At 56.3% G+C, this 17,529-nt stretch carries 13 protein-coding genes and 1 tRNA gene; 7 read left to right on the forward strand and 7 right to left on the reverse strand.

The genetic code is table 11. From position 1 onward, the window contains the following. Window positions 1–580 precede the first annotated feature (580 nt). Window positions 581–859, reverse strand: a complete 279-nt coding sequence (locus ACFOSS_RS12545; RefSeq protein WP_377153003.1) for a hypothetical protein — start codon at window positions 857–859, stop codon at window positions 581–583. Between the two features lie 608 nt (window positions 860–1,467). Here ACFOSS_RS12545 and rimO point away from each other — a divergent pair. The 3 genes from rimO to ACFOSS_RS12560 all read left to right on the forward strand — a co-directional run bounded on the left by rimO (window position 1,468) and on the right by ACFOSS_RS12560 (window position 5,086). Beyond that, window positions 1,468–2,823, forward strand: coding sequence for a 30S ribosomal protein S12 methylthiotransferase RimO (gene rimO, locus ACFOSS_RS12550; protein ID WP_377153942.1), 1,356 nt, complete (start codon window positions 1,468–1,470; stop codon window positions 2,821–2,823). A gap of 227 nt (window positions 2,824–3,050) precedes the next feature. After that, window positions 3,051–3,725: a response regulator gene (locus ACFOSS_RS12555; protein ID WP_377153005.1), complete on the forward strand. Its 675-nt coding sequence runs from the start codon at window positions 3,051–3,053 to the stop codon at window positions 3,723–3,725. Beyond that, entirely contained in the window at window positions 3,716–5,086 is a 1,371-nt protein-coding gene (locus tag ACFOSS_RS12560; RefSeq protein ID WP_377153007.1) for an ATP-binding protein, read from the forward strand. Before ACFOSS_RS12555 ends, ACFOSS_RS12560 begins: the two co-directional genes overlap by 10 nt. Window positions 5,087–5,164: 78 nt before the next feature. Here ACFOSS_RS12560 and glk read toward each other — a convergent pair whose 3' ends face one another. Next, complete coding sequence (gene glk, locus ACFOSS_RS12565; protein ID WP_377153944.1) at window positions 5,165–6,136, reverse strand: glucokinase; 972 nt, start codon at window positions 6,134–6,136, stop codon at window positions 5,165–5,167. A gap of 343 nt (window positions 6,137–6,479) precedes the next feature. Here glk and ACFOSS_RS12570 point away from each other — a divergent pair, with 343 nt between their 5' ends. Beyond that, on the forward strand, window positions 6,480–7,331 hold the full coding sequence (locus ACFOSS_RS12570; RefSeq protein WP_377153010.1) for a MurR/RpiR family transcriptional regulator: 852 nt from the start codon (window positions 6,480–6,482) through the stop codon (window positions 7,329–7,331). Between the two features lie 189 nt (window positions 7,332–7,520). Further along, window positions 7,521–8,960 (forward strand): pyruvate kinase, encoded by a 1,440-nt coding sequence (gene pyk / locus ACFOSS_RS12575; RefSeq protein ID WP_377153012.1) that lies wholly within the window; start codon window positions 7,521–7,523, stop codon window positions 8,958–8,960. Window positions 8,961–9,034: 74 nt separating this feature from the next. On the opposite strand, the gene ACFOSS_RS12580 is transcribed toward pyk, so the two are convergent. Together ACFOSS_RS12580 and ACFOSS_RS12585 are read right to left on the reverse strand one after the other, a co-directional pair. Beyond that, window positions 9,035–11,353: an acyl-CoA dehydrogenase gene (locus tag ACFOSS_RS12580; RefSeq protein WP_377153946.1), complete on the reverse strand. Its 2,319-nt coding sequence runs from the start codon at window positions 11,351–11,353 to the stop codon at window positions 9,035–9,037. 47 nt (window positions 11,354–11,400) lie between these two features. After that, window positions 11,401–12,018, reverse strand: coding sequence for a TetR/AcrR family transcriptional regulator (locus tag ACFOSS_RS12585; RefSeq protein WP_377153014.1), 618 nt, complete (start codon window positions 12,016–12,018; stop codon window positions 11,401–11,403). 271 nt (window positions 12,019–12,289) lie between these two features. Here ACFOSS_RS12585 and ACFOSS_RS12590 point away from each other — a divergent pair, with 271 nt between their 5' ends. Next, on the forward strand, window positions 12,290–12,469 hold the full coding sequence (locus tag ACFOSS_RS12590) for a DUF2496 domain-containing protein (protein ID WP_377153016.1): 180 nt from the start codon (window positions 12,290–12,292) through the stop codon (window positions 12,467–12,469). A gap of 182 nt (window positions 12,470–12,651) precedes the next feature. On the opposite strand, the gene ACFOSS_RS12595 is transcribed toward ACFOSS_RS12590, so the two are convergent. Continuing rightward, window positions 12,652–12,728: transfer RNA gene (locus ACFOSS_RS12595), tRNA-Met, on the reverse strand. 132 nt (window positions 12,729–12,860) lie between these two features. Beyond that, on the reverse strand, window positions 12,861–14,714 hold the full coding sequence (locus ACFOSS_RS12600) for an ABC transporter ATP-binding protein (RefSeq protein WP_377153018.1): 1,854 nt from the start codon (window positions 14,712–14,714) through the stop codon (window positions 12,861–12,863). A 180-nt stretch (window positions 14,715–14,894) separates the two neighbouring features. Here ACFOSS_RS12600 and ACFOSS_RS12605 point away from each other — a divergent pair, with 180 nt between their 5' ends. Then, entirely contained in the window at window positions 14,895–16,553 is a 1,659-nt protein-coding gene (locus ACFOSS_RS12605) for a SulP family inorganic anion transporter (protein WP_377153020.1), read from the forward strand. A gap of 108 nt (window positions 16,554–16,661) precedes the next feature. Here ACFOSS_RS12605 and ppk2 read toward each other — a convergent pair whose 3' ends face one another. Beyond that, window positions 16,662–17,489: a polyphosphate kinase 2 gene (gene ppk2 / locus ACFOSS_RS12610; protein ID WP_377153022.1), complete on the reverse strand. Its 828-nt coding sequence runs from the start codon at window positions 17,487–17,489 to the stop codon at window positions 16,662–16,664. Window positions 17,490–17,529 lie beyond the last annotated feature (40 nt).

The raw sequence follows: 17,529 nt of genomic DNA on the forward strand, positions 1-17,529 counted from the left end.
CTTGCACTCCTCCGACTAGACCTCTTCTATAACCATAGCGCCGGCCAGCTCAAAACGGCCACTGCCTGGTCACGCTTTCGCAAGACACGCTAAGCGGCCGCACTGGGTGTATGGCGACGGTAGTCACAAGATAGCTTGCGCCATGGACTAAAACAGGCCAGGAATAACAGAAGGGGAAATGGCTCTACCGGCGGAATACCATAGAACTGGACTCATCACAGCGCGCTGACAATACAGAACATGACAACAATATATAAAACAACTGCTCAACCTGTATTCATAATACCGGACGCCATGTCATTTAATTAACAGCACTCGATTTAAAAATCGGAATGCAGCACATCGCCAGCAAGCGCAACCTCGCTGCCGTCATTTATACATCGACGATGTGAGTATTAAACGCGCATAACCATAGCATCTAACAAACTATCGGCACACAAAATGCGATGCAGCATAATATGCTAAACTTCATGGCCGAATATTATCGTTAAACATTACACAGGGTTAATAAAACAGTCACGACTTGACGAATAAAGAATAATCAGGACTTCAATCAGCCCTGATTATTCCTCTTAGTGCATCAGTTTTTCGCCGCCATGGCCGCGTGATAACCATCCAGAACCGATTGGTCCGCTGCCTTGACGGTCATACCGCCCGGGCCGGTGCCGATACTGGTAAACTGCTTAACTGGCTCACCATGCTGCTTGAAGGCTTTATATTCTTCTGAGCCATCCTTAAATACCCACAGACGGCCATCTTCCACTTCCGTAACAAATCCCGGCTTATCATATTCACTGGCATGGACCGGAAAAGCCGAAAGCCCCAGCATAAGAATACTCGCCGACATCAAACGCTTCATGAATTCACTCCTGTATTTGAGACCAGATAAAAATAACCTTCCTGTATGTCAAAAATATTTCACCCACCCAGGTAAATCATTAAAAATCTTTATTTATCAAAGCGAAAGACTAACCGATAATTGCTATCGGAATTTATATAATATTCCAGCCCCACCCTTGCATATTATTCGTCCCAACCAAAGTTTGGCATCAGTAATACCATGGGGCCCTCATAGGAACGGCAGCTCAGTTTAATTTCAGCATGGGACTCGATACCGTAACCAGCACCCTTTACTACAGTTATCTGTCGCCGCCTGGCGTCAAGTGCGCGCGGCGTTGTAACGGCAACCGTGCTGAGTGCGGCAGTGACGACCTGCGCCGCTCCCGCGTGGGGAGGATCTGACTGGATTGATTCAAGAGCATGGCGATGTCAACCAGAGGGCGCTATGCTCAGCGCTGTTTACAGATAATGAACAATAAATCACCAACTCACTGCCTTCCCCTTTGCCCTCCTTCAGGTATAATCCGCCATCTTTTTTAACATCTGCTGCCTGCTTTAACGCCTATGACCGTCAATACCTTCGATCCGAACGCCTCTGACAGCTGCTCCACTACCACTCTGGGGCAGATGCTCGACACTCAACCGGCTCAGCCAACCCAGACGCAATCCGGAGCGGCCCGCATCGGCTTCGTCTCGCTGGGTTGCCCGAAGAATCTGGTGGACTCAGAACGCATCCTGACGCAACTGCGCACTGAGGGTTATGAGGTGGTCAACCGCTACGACAATGCCGAACTGGTGATCGTCAATACCTGCGGTTTTATCGACAGTGCGGTCCAGGAGTCCCTGGAAGCCATCGGCGAAGCCCTCGAAGAGAACGGCAAGGTCATCGTCACCGGTTGCCTGGGCGCCAAGGAAGATCAGATCCGCGCCATCCACCCCAAGGTACTCGAGATCAGCGGCCCGCACGCATACGAGCAGGTGCTGGAACATGTACACCGTTATGTGCCAAAACCGACCCACAATCCTTTTACCAGCCTGGTACCGGCCCAGGGCGTCAAACTGACCCCGCGTCACTATGCGTATCTGAAGATCTCCGAAGGCTGCAACCACAGATGTACCTTCTGCATCATTCCGTCGATGCGGGGCGATCTGGTGAGTCGTCCGATTGGTGAAGTGCTCGCCGAAGCCAAACGCCTGAAAGAGGCCGGCGTCAAGGAGCTACTGGTGATTTCGCAAGACACCTCAGCGTATGGTGTTGATGTCAAACACAGAACCGGCTTCTATGATGGCGCCCCGGTCAAAACCAGCATGCTGGCGCTCGGCGAAGAGCTGGGTAAGCTCGGTATCTGGATCCGTATGCATTACGTATACCCCTACCCGCACGTTGACGACATCATCCCGCTGATGGCCGCAGGCAAAATCCTGCCCTATCTGGATATTCCGTTACAGCATGCCAGCCCGCGCATCCTCAAGCTGATGAAACGGCCAGGCGCTGTCGAACGCACCCTGGAGCGCATCCGCAAGTGGCGCGAAATCTGCCCGGACATCACCCTGCGGTCGACCTTTATCGTCGGCTTCCCCGGTGAGACCGAAGCGGACTTCCAACTGCTGCTGGACTTCATCGCAGCAGCAGAGCTGGATCGCGTCGGCTGTTTCAAATACAGCCCGGTGGACGGCGCCCAAGCCAACGAACTGCCGGATCCCGTCCCCGAAGAGGTCAAGGAAGAGCGCTTCGTACGCTTCATGGAGCTGCAACAACAGATCTCGACTCGCAAGCTGGCCCAAAAAGTGGGACAGACGCAATGGGTACTGGTCGACGAGGTGGATGCGGAGGGGGCCATTGGCCGGACTCCGGGCGATGCCCCCGAAATTGACGGTGTCATCTATCTCAATGGTGAAACAAACCTCAAACCAGGGGATCTGGTTCGGGTTAGCATCGAACATGCCGATGAATACGATTTATGGGGATCGGTCATCGCATGATGTCCGCGCTGTGTGCAAGCAGCAGGACGCAATAATTCATGACCAGGGGCGCAAGCCCCTGCTCTTTTTGCTGGTCGTCGACATCACTTTGCAACGGCGGCCGCTCGATTGCGCACATTTCCGCACATTAATTCCCCATCGGCACACGCTTTCTCACGTCAACTCTTGTCATCCCTGCAGGTGGCAACGACAATGGGATCAGCTAACCAACCAAAGTCGTACACACCATGAAAATTCTGCTGGTCGAAGACGATCGCCTGTTGAATCATCATCTTAAATCGATATTGCAGGAGCAAGGACACCAGGTCCTCGCCGCACACGAAGCCGATGAGGCGCTGCATTATGCCAACGACTATCCGATCGATGTCGGCATCGTCGACCTTGGCCTGCCGGATATTGATGGTCTGGAGCTGGTGCGCAAGTTACGCGAGCGGCAGATCCCGTTCCCTGTACTGATCCTCACGGCGCGTGGTAACTGGCAAGACAAGGTGGTCGGCCTCGAGGCTGGCGCCGATGACTATATGGTTAAACCGTTCCACAAGGAGGAGCTGCTGGCCCGCCTCAACGCCCTGCTGCGGCGTAGCGCGGGTTTTATTGCGCCGCAAATCCAGGCCGGTCCATTTCGGCTCGACCTGCTGCGCAAAGAGCTGCAGATCAACGACGAAACCGTGGTGCTGACCCATTTTGAATACTCGATCCTCGAATACCTGATGCGCAAGAGTGGTCAGGTGGTATCGAAGCAGCAATTGATGGATCAGTTGTACGGTGATGGCGAGGGCGACCCGAACACCTTGGAGGTCCTGGTCAGCCGCTTGCGCAAAAAGCTCGATGCGGACGGTAGTTTGCAACCCATCACCACGATCCGCCGTCAGGGTTACCTGTTTACCATACCATGCCAATGATCCGCTCGCTGTCGTTCAAACTGACGGCGGCCATGCTGCTGGTATTGGCACTGCTGATGGTCTTGCTCACGAGTTTGGAATACGACCGCTTCATCGCAGATCAGACCAGACGCACCCAGGAGGAGATGCGTGATGATTTGTCACGCCTCTTCTCCAGCCGCAATGCCCAGCAGGAAGAGACGCTGCGGGAACACCCGTTCAGCGATCTGGCGATCACAGGACCACATCGCCAAATTGATGGTGTGGTCTGCGAAAACACCGGCTCCATGTTGTGGCACGATATCCGCCCCGGAAAACTCGCCACGTTAACCGACCTGTGCACGCAGTTAGCCAGCATTCATAAAGGGCAAGAATCGGATTTCCGCCTTGGCACCCTGCAAGGGGCTGGCGTGTATTACTTCTATAGCCTGCGGTTTACCCGCTTCATGAAGAGCCCGATACCGCGGACATTTCATGTCGTATTAATGCGCCCGGCACAGCAGCTGATGGACATTCGCAACTATGCAAAATGGAGTTTCATCCGCCGCGCCTTGTTGATTTACGGCGGCTTTGCCCTGCTGCTATTGTGGACCACCCGCTGGGGGCTGGGTTCGTTGGGCCGCATGCAAAAACAACTGGAGGAGATTCGCCAACAAAAGCGCATTCAGTTGAGTGACCATTTCGAGGCAGAGCTATTACCACTCACGCGTTCGCTGAACGAATTGCTGGCCAATGAGCGTGAGCAGACCCAGCGCTACCAGAATTCCATGAACGACCTGGCCCACAGCCTGAAAACACGACTGGCACTGATTCAGGCCACCATGGCCGAAGAACGATTGAGTCCAGGAGCACGGCGTAGCCTGGACGATCAAGTCCAGTTGATGGATCAGATAGTGCAATACCATCTGCGGCGGGCGGTGGCGGGCCGGCAGTTGTTAAGCGGCCAAGGCTGCGATCCGATACCCGTGGTACAAAAACTGCTGGCCACCATGGCCAAGGTCTATCAACACAAACGTATCCATCTGCAGTTTGATTACGATGAGGATCTGCTGTTTGTCGGCGAGGTCGATGATCTGTTCGAACTGCTCGGCAACCTGCTGGATAACGCCCATAAATTTGCCATCAGCGAAATTCGGCTGCAGTTGCGCCGTGATGACACCCGGCTGCATCTCTGCCTTGAAGACGATGGCCCGGGTATCGAGCCTTCATTGCGTGAGCAGGTCTTGCTGCGCGGCGTACGTGCCGACAGCTCGAGTGGTCAGGGTATCGGGCTTAGTGTCTGTCACGAAATCATTGCCAGCTATCAGGGGGAGATCTCGATCCGCGACTCCGAGCTAGGCGGTGCGCGCTTCGACATCCGCCTGCCCCTGGGCAAAGAGTAAATCACGACGACAGCTACACATAGCAAAGGGGCGCCATGGCGCCCCTTGTTTCTGATGTGGACGCAGCCGAATCGCAGCTTACAGCTTCACACCCAGGCTCTGCCGCAAGTAGGCGCCGGCACCCAGCAAGCCTGGCTGATCATGGGTGATCAGGTAGACCGGGATGTCTTTGAGGTAGTTTTGAAAACGACCCTTGTCCTCAAACGCGACACGGAAACCGGACGCCTTGAAGAACTCCAGGAAACGCGGAACTATGCCGCCGGCAATATACACGCCGCCGAAGGTGCCCATATTCAATGCCAAGTTGCCGCCAAAACGGCCCATCAAGACACAGAACAGGCTCAGCGCACGCCGGCAGTCGGTGCAGGAATCGGACAGCGCACGCTCAGTCACATCCTTGGGTTGTAACGCTTCAGGCTGACGATCGTCTGCCAGGACCAGACCACGATACAGATTCACCAATCCCGGGCCAGACAACAAGCGCTCGGCTGAAACGTGCCCCAACTCGGCACGCAAGGCATGCAATACCGCGTCTTCTTCTTCACTGTTCGGCGCGAAATCGACGTGTCCACCCTCACCTGGCAGGCTCATCCAGCGCTCACCGGTGTGGACCAGATGCGCGACGCCCAAACCGGTACCCGCGCCATACACCGCAATCGGCTTGCCCGCCTGAGCTGTTTCGCCGCCAAACTGCAACTTGTCGTCATCTGCCAGAACCGGAATCGCCATGGATACAGCGGTAAAATCGTTGATGATCTCCAGATGTTTCAGACCCAGGTTGGCCTTCATTTCGGAGATGGAGAATTCCCAAGTATGGTTAGTCATCGCGACCCAATCGCCCTTGATCGGGCAAGCAATCGCGATACAGGCATCCTCAACTTGCACATGGTGCTCATCAAGATAAACACGGATCACGGCTTCAAGGCTGGGATAATCTAACCCTGAATAGGTCTTGGCCTGGGAAATGGCACCGCTCTCCATGGCACACAGTGCCAGACGCGCATTTGTGCCACCTACATCCCCGACCAACGCATACGTTGCCATAGAAATCTCCTTGGAATTTGTTGTTTTGTAATATAAGTCAGTCCGCCGTGACAATGACCCTGGAGGCGCGACTGGGCGGTCATTCTAGCGAGAGAAAAAACGGATAAACAGCGGCCCGATCACAGCAAATGGAATTCACAGCACAGATTGTCGTAATTAAATTACAAAATAGTGCCTAAGCGGAAAAAACTCTGGTAAGTTTACTTAATCATTGGGCTGCTGCTTGTCATATTTCTTCGAGCGAAAATAGCGATACCGCAGTGGTCAGAATATCGGATGCGCTTTTTACTCAATGAGTTAGTGCATTGATTATCTATTTTATTACCGGTTCAAGAGTCGAGACGTTGTCATGAATACGTTGGAAAAAATCACTAAAAATCTTGATAGTTTCAGTAAATCCGAACGTAAGGTTGCCGAGGTGATTCTGGCCGCGCCGCAGACAGCGATTCACTCTAGCATTGCTACCTTGGCCAAGATGGCGGATGTCAGCGAACCGACGGTGAATCGCTTCTGCCGCCGTCTGGATACCAAAGGCTTCCCCGATTTCAAACTGCATCTGGCGCAAAGCCTGGCCAACGGTACTCCGTATGTGAATCTGCACGTCGAGGCAGACGACGGCCCGGATGCCTACACCGCCAAGATCTTTGAGTCAACCATCGCCTGTCTGGATGTGGCCAAGAACAGCCTGGACACCGTGATGGTCAACCGCTGTGTCGACCTGCTGACGCAGGCGAAAAAAATCTCGTTTTTTGGTCTGGGGGCGTCGTCTGCCGTTGCCCATGATGCATTGAACAAGTTCTTTCGTTTCAACATCCCGGTCGTCTGCTTTGATGATATCGTCATGATGCGCATGAGCTGCATCAACAGTGCTGAAGGCGATGTGGTCGTGGTCATTTCTCACACCGGACGCACCAAGGCTCTGGTCGAAATTGCCCACCTGGCACGACTGAACGATGCGACCGTGATTGGCATCACCGCAAAAGACTCGCCGCTGGCACGAGAGTGCAATCTGGTGCTATCGATGGATGTCCCGGAAGATACCGACGTCTACCTGCCGATGGCCTCGCGCATCGCGCAGCTGGCCCTGATCGATGTCCTGGCCACTGGCTTTACCCTAAGACGCGGCCTGAAATTCCGCGAAAACCTGAAGAAGGTCAAGGAGGGAATCAAGGATTCCCGCTTCGAGATGCTGCATACCTGATGACAACAGGCCTCCGATGGAGGCCTGTTGTCATTTGAGCGCTATACCGTTGATCCGGCGCATGGTGTAGAATCGTTTTCAAATTACAATTCAATACATTGTGCAGCGTCACTGAAACAGTTTGTCATAGTTGCTAGCCACTATCAGCGTTTTTGAATCACTAATTAACAACTCTCTCTGGAGTCCTACATGTTAAGAAGAACCAAGATCGTGACCACTATGGGCCCAGCCACCGACCGTGAAGGCGTGCTGGAAGGAATTATCAAGGCCGGTGCCAACATGGTGCGCATGAACTTCTCCCACGGCAGCGCTGAAGATCACATCAAGCGAGCGAATGAAGTGCGTGAACTGGCTGCTCGCCTTGGCAAGAACGTGGCCATTCTCGGTGATCTGCAAGGGCCAAAGATCCGGGTTTCCACCTTCAAGGACGGCAAGATTTTCCTCTCGGTGGGTGACAAGTTTGTGCTCGATGCCAACCTCGGCAAGGGTGAAGGTGACCAAAACCAAGTCGGGATCGACTACAAATCCCTGCCGAGTGATGTGATCGCCGGTGACCTGCTGTTGCTGGACGATGGCCGAGTCCAGTTGGCGGTCGAGCGTGTCGAAGGCAGCCGCATCTACACAACCGTCACCGTCGCCGGCCCCCTGTCCAACAACAAGGGCATCAACAAGAAGGGTGGCGGCCTGTCAGCTCCTGCACTGACCGACAAGGACAAAGAAGACATCAAGACCGCAGCCAAGATGGGCGTGGATTATCTGGCTGTCTCCTTCCCGCGCTCCGGTGCCGACCTGAACTATGCGCGTGAACTGGCCCGTGAAGCTGGCAGTCATGCCAAGATCGTCGCCAAGGTGGAGCGCGCCGAAACCGTCGCCACCGATGAGGCCATGGAAGACATCATCCTCGCCTCCGACGTCGTCATGGTCGCGCGTGGTGATCTGGGCGTCGAAATCGGTGACTCCGAGCTGATGGGCGTGCAAAAGAAGCTGATCCGCTCCGCGCGTCGCCTGAACCGCGTCGTCATTACCGCCACCCAGATGATGGAGTCCATGATCAAGGCGCCGTTGCCCACCCGTGCCGAAGTCATGGACGTTGCCAACGCCGTGCTCGACGGCACCGACGCGGTCATGCTCTCTGCCGAAACCGCAGCGGGTGACTTCCCGATCGAGACGGTGGCGGCCATGGCCAGTGTCTGTCTGGGCGCCGAGAAGCACCCCAGTGTCAACGTCTCCAACCACCGCATGAATTACACCTTCACCTCGGTGGAAGAGACCATTGCCATGTCGACCATGTACGCGGCCAACCACCTGGCCGGCGTCAAGGGGATCGTCACCCTGACCGAGTCCGGCACCACCCCCCTGCTGATGTCGCGTCTGAGCTCCGGCTTGCCGATTTTCGCACTCTCGCGCCACCAGCAGACGCTGAACTGGGCGAGCCTGTACCGCGGCGTGACGCCGGTCTTCTTCGATGGTGACGAGAGCAAACCGGTGTTTGAAGTATGCCGCGATGCCATGGATGTCTTGAAGGGTCTGGGTTACCTCAATTCAGGTGACCTGGTCCTGTTCACCCATGGCGATAAACTCGAAACCACCGGGTCGACCAATACCTGCAAGATCATGACAGTCGAATAAGCCGTCTATCGTCTGCCCTGCAGAACAGGCCTGTCTTTGACAGGCCTGTTCTCTTTACAGCACTGCCTTGGTAATCAATCCCCTGCTGGCGCCTGAGGCCCCATCTGCTCCAATTCTCCAGGTGCAAACTCATCCACCTGCAACGCCTGATAGCGTAAGCGGTCGGCATGCTGCCACAACGCTATCTCCTGCTCGCTCAACAAACCTGCCGCCTGCGCCGCGGCCAACAGGGCTGGCAGCGGCAGCTTGCTGGCCAGCACCCCCTGTTTTTGCGCCTCCAGCACCCGCCGCTCCAACGGTTGGATCTGCAACATGGCGCTAAACGCCAGCTCCACGCGGCCAATGGGATCGTTCTCGTCCGGTTGCCAGAAACACAGAGCACTGAGCCGATCCCGCAGCGCACTGGGCTGCATCAGGTGCTGGCACAGGGCATTGATAGTGCTGTCCCGAACCGGGCGATAGCGGATTCCAAACGGAAACAGCGCTCGTTTCAGCAACTTGCCTACCCACGCCGGTTTGAGATTATCAAACACCCCCTGCAGCGCCTGCCCTACCAGCCAGAGTGAACGGCGCATCGCATAATGCAGGTAAGGCAAATCCTCGGCTTTTCGCCCTTGGTCCTCGTAATACTTCAGTGTCGCCGAACACAGATAAAGATGGCTCAACACGTCGCCAAGCCGGGCCGATAACAGTTCGCGCCGTTTGAGCTCGCCCCCCAGTGTCAGCATTGCCACGTCCGTGCATAATGCCAGGGCGCGGCTCAAGCGGGTCAGTTGACGGTAGTAACAAGCGGTCGCCCCCGCCACCGGCGCGCGCTCAAGCTTGCCCAGCGTCAGACCGGAAGCCAAGCCCAACGTCAGGTTGCGCAAAGCAAAGACAATGTGTCGTACCAGCAGAGCGTCAAAACGCTGCAGTCCTTGCTCGGCATCGGCGTCGGCCGCCGCGGCCATCTCCTGGTAGACATAGGGGTGACAGCGAGTCGCGCCCTGACCAAAAATCATCAGATTGCGGGTCAATATGTTGGCACCTTCGACCGTGATGGCGATCGGGATCCCCATCCAGTGGTAACCCAGATAGTTATGCGGCCCCAGCTGTACGCCCCGGCCGCCGTGAATATCCATCGCATCACACAGGATTTGCCGCGCCATTTCAGTCATATGATATTTGGAAATTGCCGTGACGATGCCGGGACGCTCTCCCATATCCAGTCCTGTCGTTGTCAGCCGCCGCGTGGCCTCCAGCTGGTATGTCAGGGCTCCGATACGGGCTAGCGCCTCCTGCACCCCTTCAAAACGCCCAATAGGCAAACCAAACTGACGTCGCACATAGGCATAGGCGCTGGTTGCTCGGGTTGAAGCATGACCGCAAGCGGCTCCCAGTGCCGGCAGTGAAATTCCACGCCCCGCCGACAGGCACTCCACCAGCATGCGCCAGCCCTTACCGGCATACTCCTGGCCACCAATGATCCACGCCAACGGGATAAACACCTCGTGTCCGCGCGTCGGGCCATTCAGGAAAACCTGCGCCATTGGATAGTGGCGTTGTCCTATCTCTACCCCCGGATGATCAGTCGGGATCAGCGCACAGGTGATGCCATAATCGCTGCGTTCACCCAGCAAGTGATCAGGATCCTGCAATTTAAACGCCAATCCCAGCACCGTGGCCCTGGGTGCCAACGTGATATAGCGTTTGTTCCAATTCAGGCGGATGCCAAGGATCTCCTCCCCGCGCCACTCTCCTCGACAGATAATCCCCACATCGGGAATGGCTCCCGCGTCGGATCCAGCCTCAGGCCCTGTCAGCGCAAAACAGGGGAACTCCTGGCCACTGGCCAGACGCGGCAACCAGTAGTTCTTCTGCTCCTCGGTACCGTAATGCAACAACAATTCGCCCGGGCCGAGCGAATTAGGCACCATCACGGTCACGGCAGCGCTCAGACTGCGGGTGGCGATACGGCTTACAATGGTCGAATTGGCAAAATTACTGAACCCTTTACCACCATAGTGCCGAGGAATGATCAGCGCGAAAAAGCCCTGTTGTTTCAGGTAATCCCAGACATCTGCCGGTAAATCTCGCTGACGATTGATGATGTCAAAATCGTTTAATCTGGCCAGCAGCGGATCCACCACTTCATCCAGAAAGCGCTGTTCTTCATCGCTCAGCGCAGGCGCAGGGAACCGATGCAGTTTGGACCAGTCCGGTTTGCCGCTGAACAGATCGCCATCCCACCACACCGTGCCCGCTTCCATCGCCTCCCGCTCCGTGGTCGACAACGGGGGCAGCACCCGCTTGAAGTACGCAAAAAACGGGCGTGACAGCCACCGCATCCGCCACGGCGCCACCGTCAACAACAGATAGCCTGCGACCAGTAGCGCACAACAAAGTAACAACATGAAACTCAACATGGGACACCTCGCAACATGCATCCTCAAGGAATGGATCAGCCTTCGACCAAGCCTCCAGCCAAAAACGGCAGCAACCGGTCGAGCAAAGCCGCTACATCGGTATTCCTGCCAAAATCGGCCTCGGCGATGGCCTGTAACGCATCGAAAGCCGACATGGCGAACACGCTGGCGCCCAGGGCAAAGTGCATGCGCCAGAACAGCTCCTCATCGCCGCACTCCGGCAGCAATTGTTGGAAGCGCTGTACAATACACAGCAGCACAGCGCCGTAATGATGGGTAATGAAGGCACGCAGATGCCCCTGCTCGTCCATATAACCGCGCCCCAAAAGCTGCAAAAAACGGGTGGGCGCAGCGGCATCCTGCTGCTGTAATGCAAGCAGCGGTTGTATGAAGGCCTCTAACAGAAGACGAGCAGTCAGCGGGCAGGTGATGGTCGACAGCCGCTGCTGCAAGCGTGGCATATAGACGGCCAGATACCGGTCGAGGACAGATTGCATCAAGCCGAGCTTGGAGCCGAAATGGTAATTGACGGCAGCCAGATTCACGTCGGCCTGACGGGTGATATCGCGCAAGGAGGTCGCAGAAAAACCCTGTCTGGCAAACAGCACGTCGGCCGCATCCAGAATGCGCTGGCGGGTATCGCAACTGGCCATCACGCCCCCTGCCTACTTCAAACGTTTGTTTAAAAACTAGATCACATCGGACCAGTGTCAAGGATTGGTCACTGCCTGGCCGCCCGCTATTTGCGAATTTTCGGAAAGTTTTTAGTTTTTTTGGTTTTCTCGTGAACTTTCTGCCTAATCGACACTCTATATCTATGCCACTGCAATTAAACACTTTGTCTTTACCCGACTACCTCCCTGTTAGTCGGGTTATTTTTTTGTGTAATCTGCCCGTTTTGCCCAGTCATTTCCCGGAGACCTTATGTCGCTGCAACAGGCCGAGCCCCACGTCATTCTGGCTGTAGATCTGATTGAACTGCTGGAGCTGCATCAGCAACCTCCAGAACGGGTACTGGCTGCACTGGAGCTGGTTAAGCGCGACTATCAACGCAAACTGGCCCGGCAACAGGCGATGCCGACCACCAGCCGGACAACCGAATAGCTCAAGCGCTGATGAGCACCTATGGACTGCACCAGGCCAAGACCATGGCAAGCCGTGGCACCGCTTGGCTAAGGCCAGGGTGCAAGGAAGAGGATATCCGGCGGGATCGCCCGGGTTGACACAGAAAGTGTCATCGCGCAGAAACGACGAAGCCCGGTGCTATGCACCGGGCTTCTGAGATTTGGTTGCGGGGGCAGGATTTGAACCTACGACCTTCGGGTTATGAGCCCGACGAGCTACCAGACTGCTCCACCCCGCGTCCGATGGAGTGCATACTACCACCAGCGTGAAATGTGTCAAACTTTTATTACACCAAGCTTGCTTGAATGCTTATTTAATAACCTGTTTTGCACATTTAATAGCAGAAGTGGCTAATGCCCCCGGCATTGGATCACGCCGGGGTCACCTCCTCCAGGGTTTCCAGGCCGAGAAAACCGCCGGTCTGATGCGCCCACAGCTGGGCGTAGATGCCGCCCTGGGCCAACAATTCACCATGGGTCCCCTGCTCAACGACCCGCCCCTTATCCATGACGATCAGACGATCCAGTGCGGCGATGGTCGATAGGCGGTGCGCAATGGCGATAACGGTCTTACCGGCCATCAGCTTGTCGAGGCTTTGCTGAATGGCCGCTTCCACCTCAGAATCCAGCGCCGAGGTTGCTTCATCCAGAATCAGGATCGGGGCGTCCTTCAGCAGTACGCGCGCCAGCGCGATACGTTGCCGCTGCCCACCCGAGAGTTTGACCCCACGTTCACCGACCTGGGCATCGAAGCCGGTATTACCGTGCGGATCCGTCAGGTTGGCAATGAATTCCAACGCCTCGGCCTTGCGCGCGGCCTCCAGCATCTGCTCCTCGCCCGCCTCAGGATGGCCATACAAGATGTTCTCGCGCACCGTCCGGTGCAGCAGTGATGTATCCTGCGTCACCATGCCGATGTGAGCACGCAGGCTCTCCTGAGTCACCTCGCGGATATCCTGCCCGTCGATCAGAATGCGTCCGGATTCAACATCGTAGAAACGCAGCAACAGGTTGACCAGCGTCGACTTGCCGGCCCCAGAACGCCCGACAATACCAATTTTTTCACCCGCCTTGATGGTCAGATCCAGATCGTCGAGCACCCCGCTGCCCTTGCCGTAGTGAAAGCTGACATGATCAAAGCGCACCTCACCCTGGTGCACCTGCAACGGTTTTGCGTGTGGCTGGTCGACCACATCCAGCGGCTTGGCGAGCGTTGCCATGCCATCCGCCACGGTACCGATGTTCTCGAACAGCGCGCTCAGCTCCCACATGATCCACTGTGACATGCCGTTCAGACGCAGTGCCAAACTGATGGCAATGGCGATGGCACCAACGCTGATGTTGCCACTCATCCACAACCCGATGGCCAGCGCGGCCACGGAAAACGCCAGCAGATAGTTCAACACCTGCACACTGACGCTTATCCCGGTAACCAGACGCATCTGCTTGTACACAGTGCCCATGAACTGGTCCATGCCCTCACGCGCATAGGTCTCTTCACGCTGGGTGTGAGAGAAGAGTTTCACGGTCTGAATGTTGGTATAACTGTCGACGATACGACCGGTCATCATGGAGCGCGATTCGGCCTGCGCCGTGCTGACCCGTTTGAGGCGGGGAACAAACACCCACTGCAATCCCAGATAGAGCACCAGCCACGCCACCATCGGCAGCATCAGCCAGATATCCGCCTGACCGACGGTAAACAACATGGTGCCAAAATAGACGACGATATAGACCATCACATCCAGCAACTTCATCACCGTCTCACGCACAGCCAGCGACGTCTGCATCACCTTGGTCGCGACACGGCCGGCAAAGTCATTGCTGTAAAATGTCACGCTCTGCCGCAACAGGTAGCGGTGCGCCTGCCAGCGGATCGCCATCGGGTAGTTGCCCAGCAGCGTTTGATGCACCAGCAAGGAGTGGATCAGTATCAACGCCGGCAAGCCGATCAGCATCATGACGCCATACCACAGCAGCCGGCCGCCCTCTGCTGACACCAGGGTGTCCGGGGTTTGCGCCGAGAGCCAGTCGACTAGCTGGCCCATAAAACCAAACAGTGACACCTCGCCGATCGCGATCAAGGTCGTCAACAGCGACATCAACACCAGATGCACTTCCATGCCCCGTGTGTAGTGACGGCAGAATGCAAACAGTGAACTCGGCGGTTGGACAGGCTCTTCCGCCGGAAAGGCAGGAACCAGACGTTCAAAAAAAGAGAGCATCGAAAAATCCTTACAAAGTGCCCGTCTATTTTACTAGCGCGGACTTCACACTTTTTAATGAATGACGCGAGGGAGTATACGCTCAGTCTGTGTTCACTGCAGTCTGAATCTGCGAACTGTTATCAATTGGTTAGCTGCGCTTGACTATCCTCATATAAACCCCGTCCCGCGAGAAACATCATGCCCCCAGTGCAGTCCCAGCTCCAGACAGGTCAGCGCCGTGCGGACCTGATTGCAGGGCTTACCGCCGCAGCAGTGGTCCTGCCCAAGGCCATGGCCTATGCCACTGTGGCCGGATTACCGGTCCAGATTGGTCTGTATACCGCTCTGGTGCCGATGTTGCTGTATGCCTGGCTCGGCCAGTCACGGCTACTGAGTGTCAGCTCCACCACTACACTGGCTATCCTCGCCGGCACCCAGTTGGCGTTAGTGGTGCCGGATGGCGATCCCGGTCGCCTGCTGACCGCCAGCGCCACGCTGACGCTGCTGGTCGGCCTGATCCTCATCCTCGCCTCGGTGCTGCGTCTCGGCTTCATCGCCAACTTCATCTCGCTGCCGGTACTGACTGGCTTCAAGACCGGCATCGGACTGGTCATAGTGCTCGATCAAGTGCCCAAACTGTTAGGTGTGCACATTGAGAAACAGAACTTCTTTCACGATGCGTGGCAACTGCTGCAGGCCATTCCAGCGTATTCACCGATCACGCTGCTGATGGCGCTGGTGACACTGGGCATTTTGATCGGCATGGAGCGCTTCTGGCCCCATAGCCCGGCCCCGCTGGTCGCGGTCGGTATTGCCATTGCGGCGGCGTGGGGGCTGGATCTGGCCCCCGCGGGATTGTCGATCGTCGGCATCATCCCCCGGGGATTACCACAACTGGTGCAGCCGGATATCACCCTGATGCAACAGCTGCTTCCCGGCGCTTTGGGCATCGCCCTGATGAGCTTTACCGAATCGATAGCCGCCGGTCGCGCCTTTGCACGACATGAGGATCCGCCACCAGATGCCAACCGTGAACTGCTGGCTACGGGCACAGGCAATGTTGTCGGCGCCTTCTGTGGAACCATGCCCTCGGGTGGCGGCACCTCGCAGACAGCTGTCGTCGGTGCCAGCGGTGGACAAAGCCAGATGGCATCAGTGGTCACCGCGGGCACGGCGTTGGCCACCCTGTTGCTATTGGCGCCTGTTCTTGGCTATCTTCCCCATGCCACCCTGGCGGCCGTGGTCATCGTCTATTCGGTCGGCTTGATCCAGCCCGCCGAATTTCGCGCCATTCGCCAGATCCGGACCCTGGAGTTTCGCTGGGCGGTGATCGCCTGTCTTGGCGTGCTGCTGTTTGGCACTCTCGAAGGCATTGTCATCGCCATCATCGCCTCGCTGGTTGGCCTGGCCCACCAAACCGCCTTTCCCGCTGTCTATGTCATAGCACGCAAGCCGGGGGCTGATGTCCTGCGTCCGCTCAGCGCTGACCACCCGGAAGATGAACAGATCCCCGGGCTGCTGATCCTGCGACCTGAAGGCCGCATTTTCTTTATTAACGCCCAGAACATCGGTAGCCAGATTCAAAGTCTGTTACACCAGTACCACCCCCAGGTATTGTTGCTCGACATGAGCCGAGTACCGGATATCGAGTATTCGGCACTGCAGATGCTGATTCAGGGAGAGGCCAGGGCGCAGGAACAAGGCTATACCGTCTGGTTCGCCGACTTGAGCCCCAAAGTTCTGGCCAGCTTTCGCAATAGCAAATTCGCCGACAGTCTCGGGGATCGGCTGTTATTTAATGCCCGACTCGGTATCCAGCAGTACCTGCACCGGCAGGGTTCGCCATCACGGCATTGAGCCAAACGATAACCGTCTTGCGCTCTACGACCGGAGGCGGCTGTTATCGCCGCCGCTATAACGAGTGAAGGCGCCACTGGCGTCTTCACTAAACCGCAGAGTGCGATTTCAGAATTTTTCTGGAATGTAGCGAAAAGGGTAGTCCGCTTCCTTGTAGCGGCCAATTTTTCGCTTTGGCAGTTTGATTACTTCGCTGGGCAGTGCCTCGTAAGGAATATGCGATAACAGATGGGAGATCACATTCAACCGGACCCGCTTTTTATCTTCCGAACGGGCCACAAACCAGGGGGCCCAGGAGGTATCCGTGCGCAGGAACATCCGATCCCGTGCTTCGGTATACTCATCCCAACGGTCAAATGACTTGATATCCATCGGTGACAATTTCCAGATCTTGCGCCCATCATCAATGCGATCGCGCAAGCGGCGCTCCTGCTCCTGCGGTGAAACCTCCAGCCAGTATTTCAGCAAGATAACGCCAGATTCCACCATGGAGCGTTCCACCAGCGGCACCCAGTTGAGAAACGAATCACTCTGTTCCGGCGTGCAAAATCCCATCACTCGCTCGACGCCTGCTCGGTTGTACCAGCTACGGTCGAAGATCACCACCTCACCTGCGGCTGGTAAGTGTGGCATGTAACGTTGCAGGTAGAGCTGAGACTTCTCCCGTTCGGTGGGGGCCGGCAGGGCCACAACCCGAAAGACCCGTGGGCTGACCCGCTCGGTGATCGCCTTGATGGTCCCCCCCTTGCCCGCACCGTCACGCCCTTCAAAAACGATGCACACCTTCAGCCCCTTGGCCACCACCCATAGCTGCAGCTTGACCAACTCCTCGTGCAGTTTCTTCAACTCGCGCTCGTAGGCCTTGTTACCCAAGGCCCCGGCCTCCGGCGCGGGTACCGAAGCGACTACCCTGGCTTCGCGTTTCTTCTTGCCCATCTCCTGCTCCTTGTTCCGACCGGCCCTAGGTTGACGCGTT

It is taken from the genome of Pseudaeromonas sharmana (genome assembly GCF_042649925.1).
GTDB classification, from domain to species: Bacteria; Pseudomonadota; Gammaproteobacteria; order Enterobacterales; family Aeromonadaceae; genus Pseudaeromonas; species Pseudaeromonas sharmana.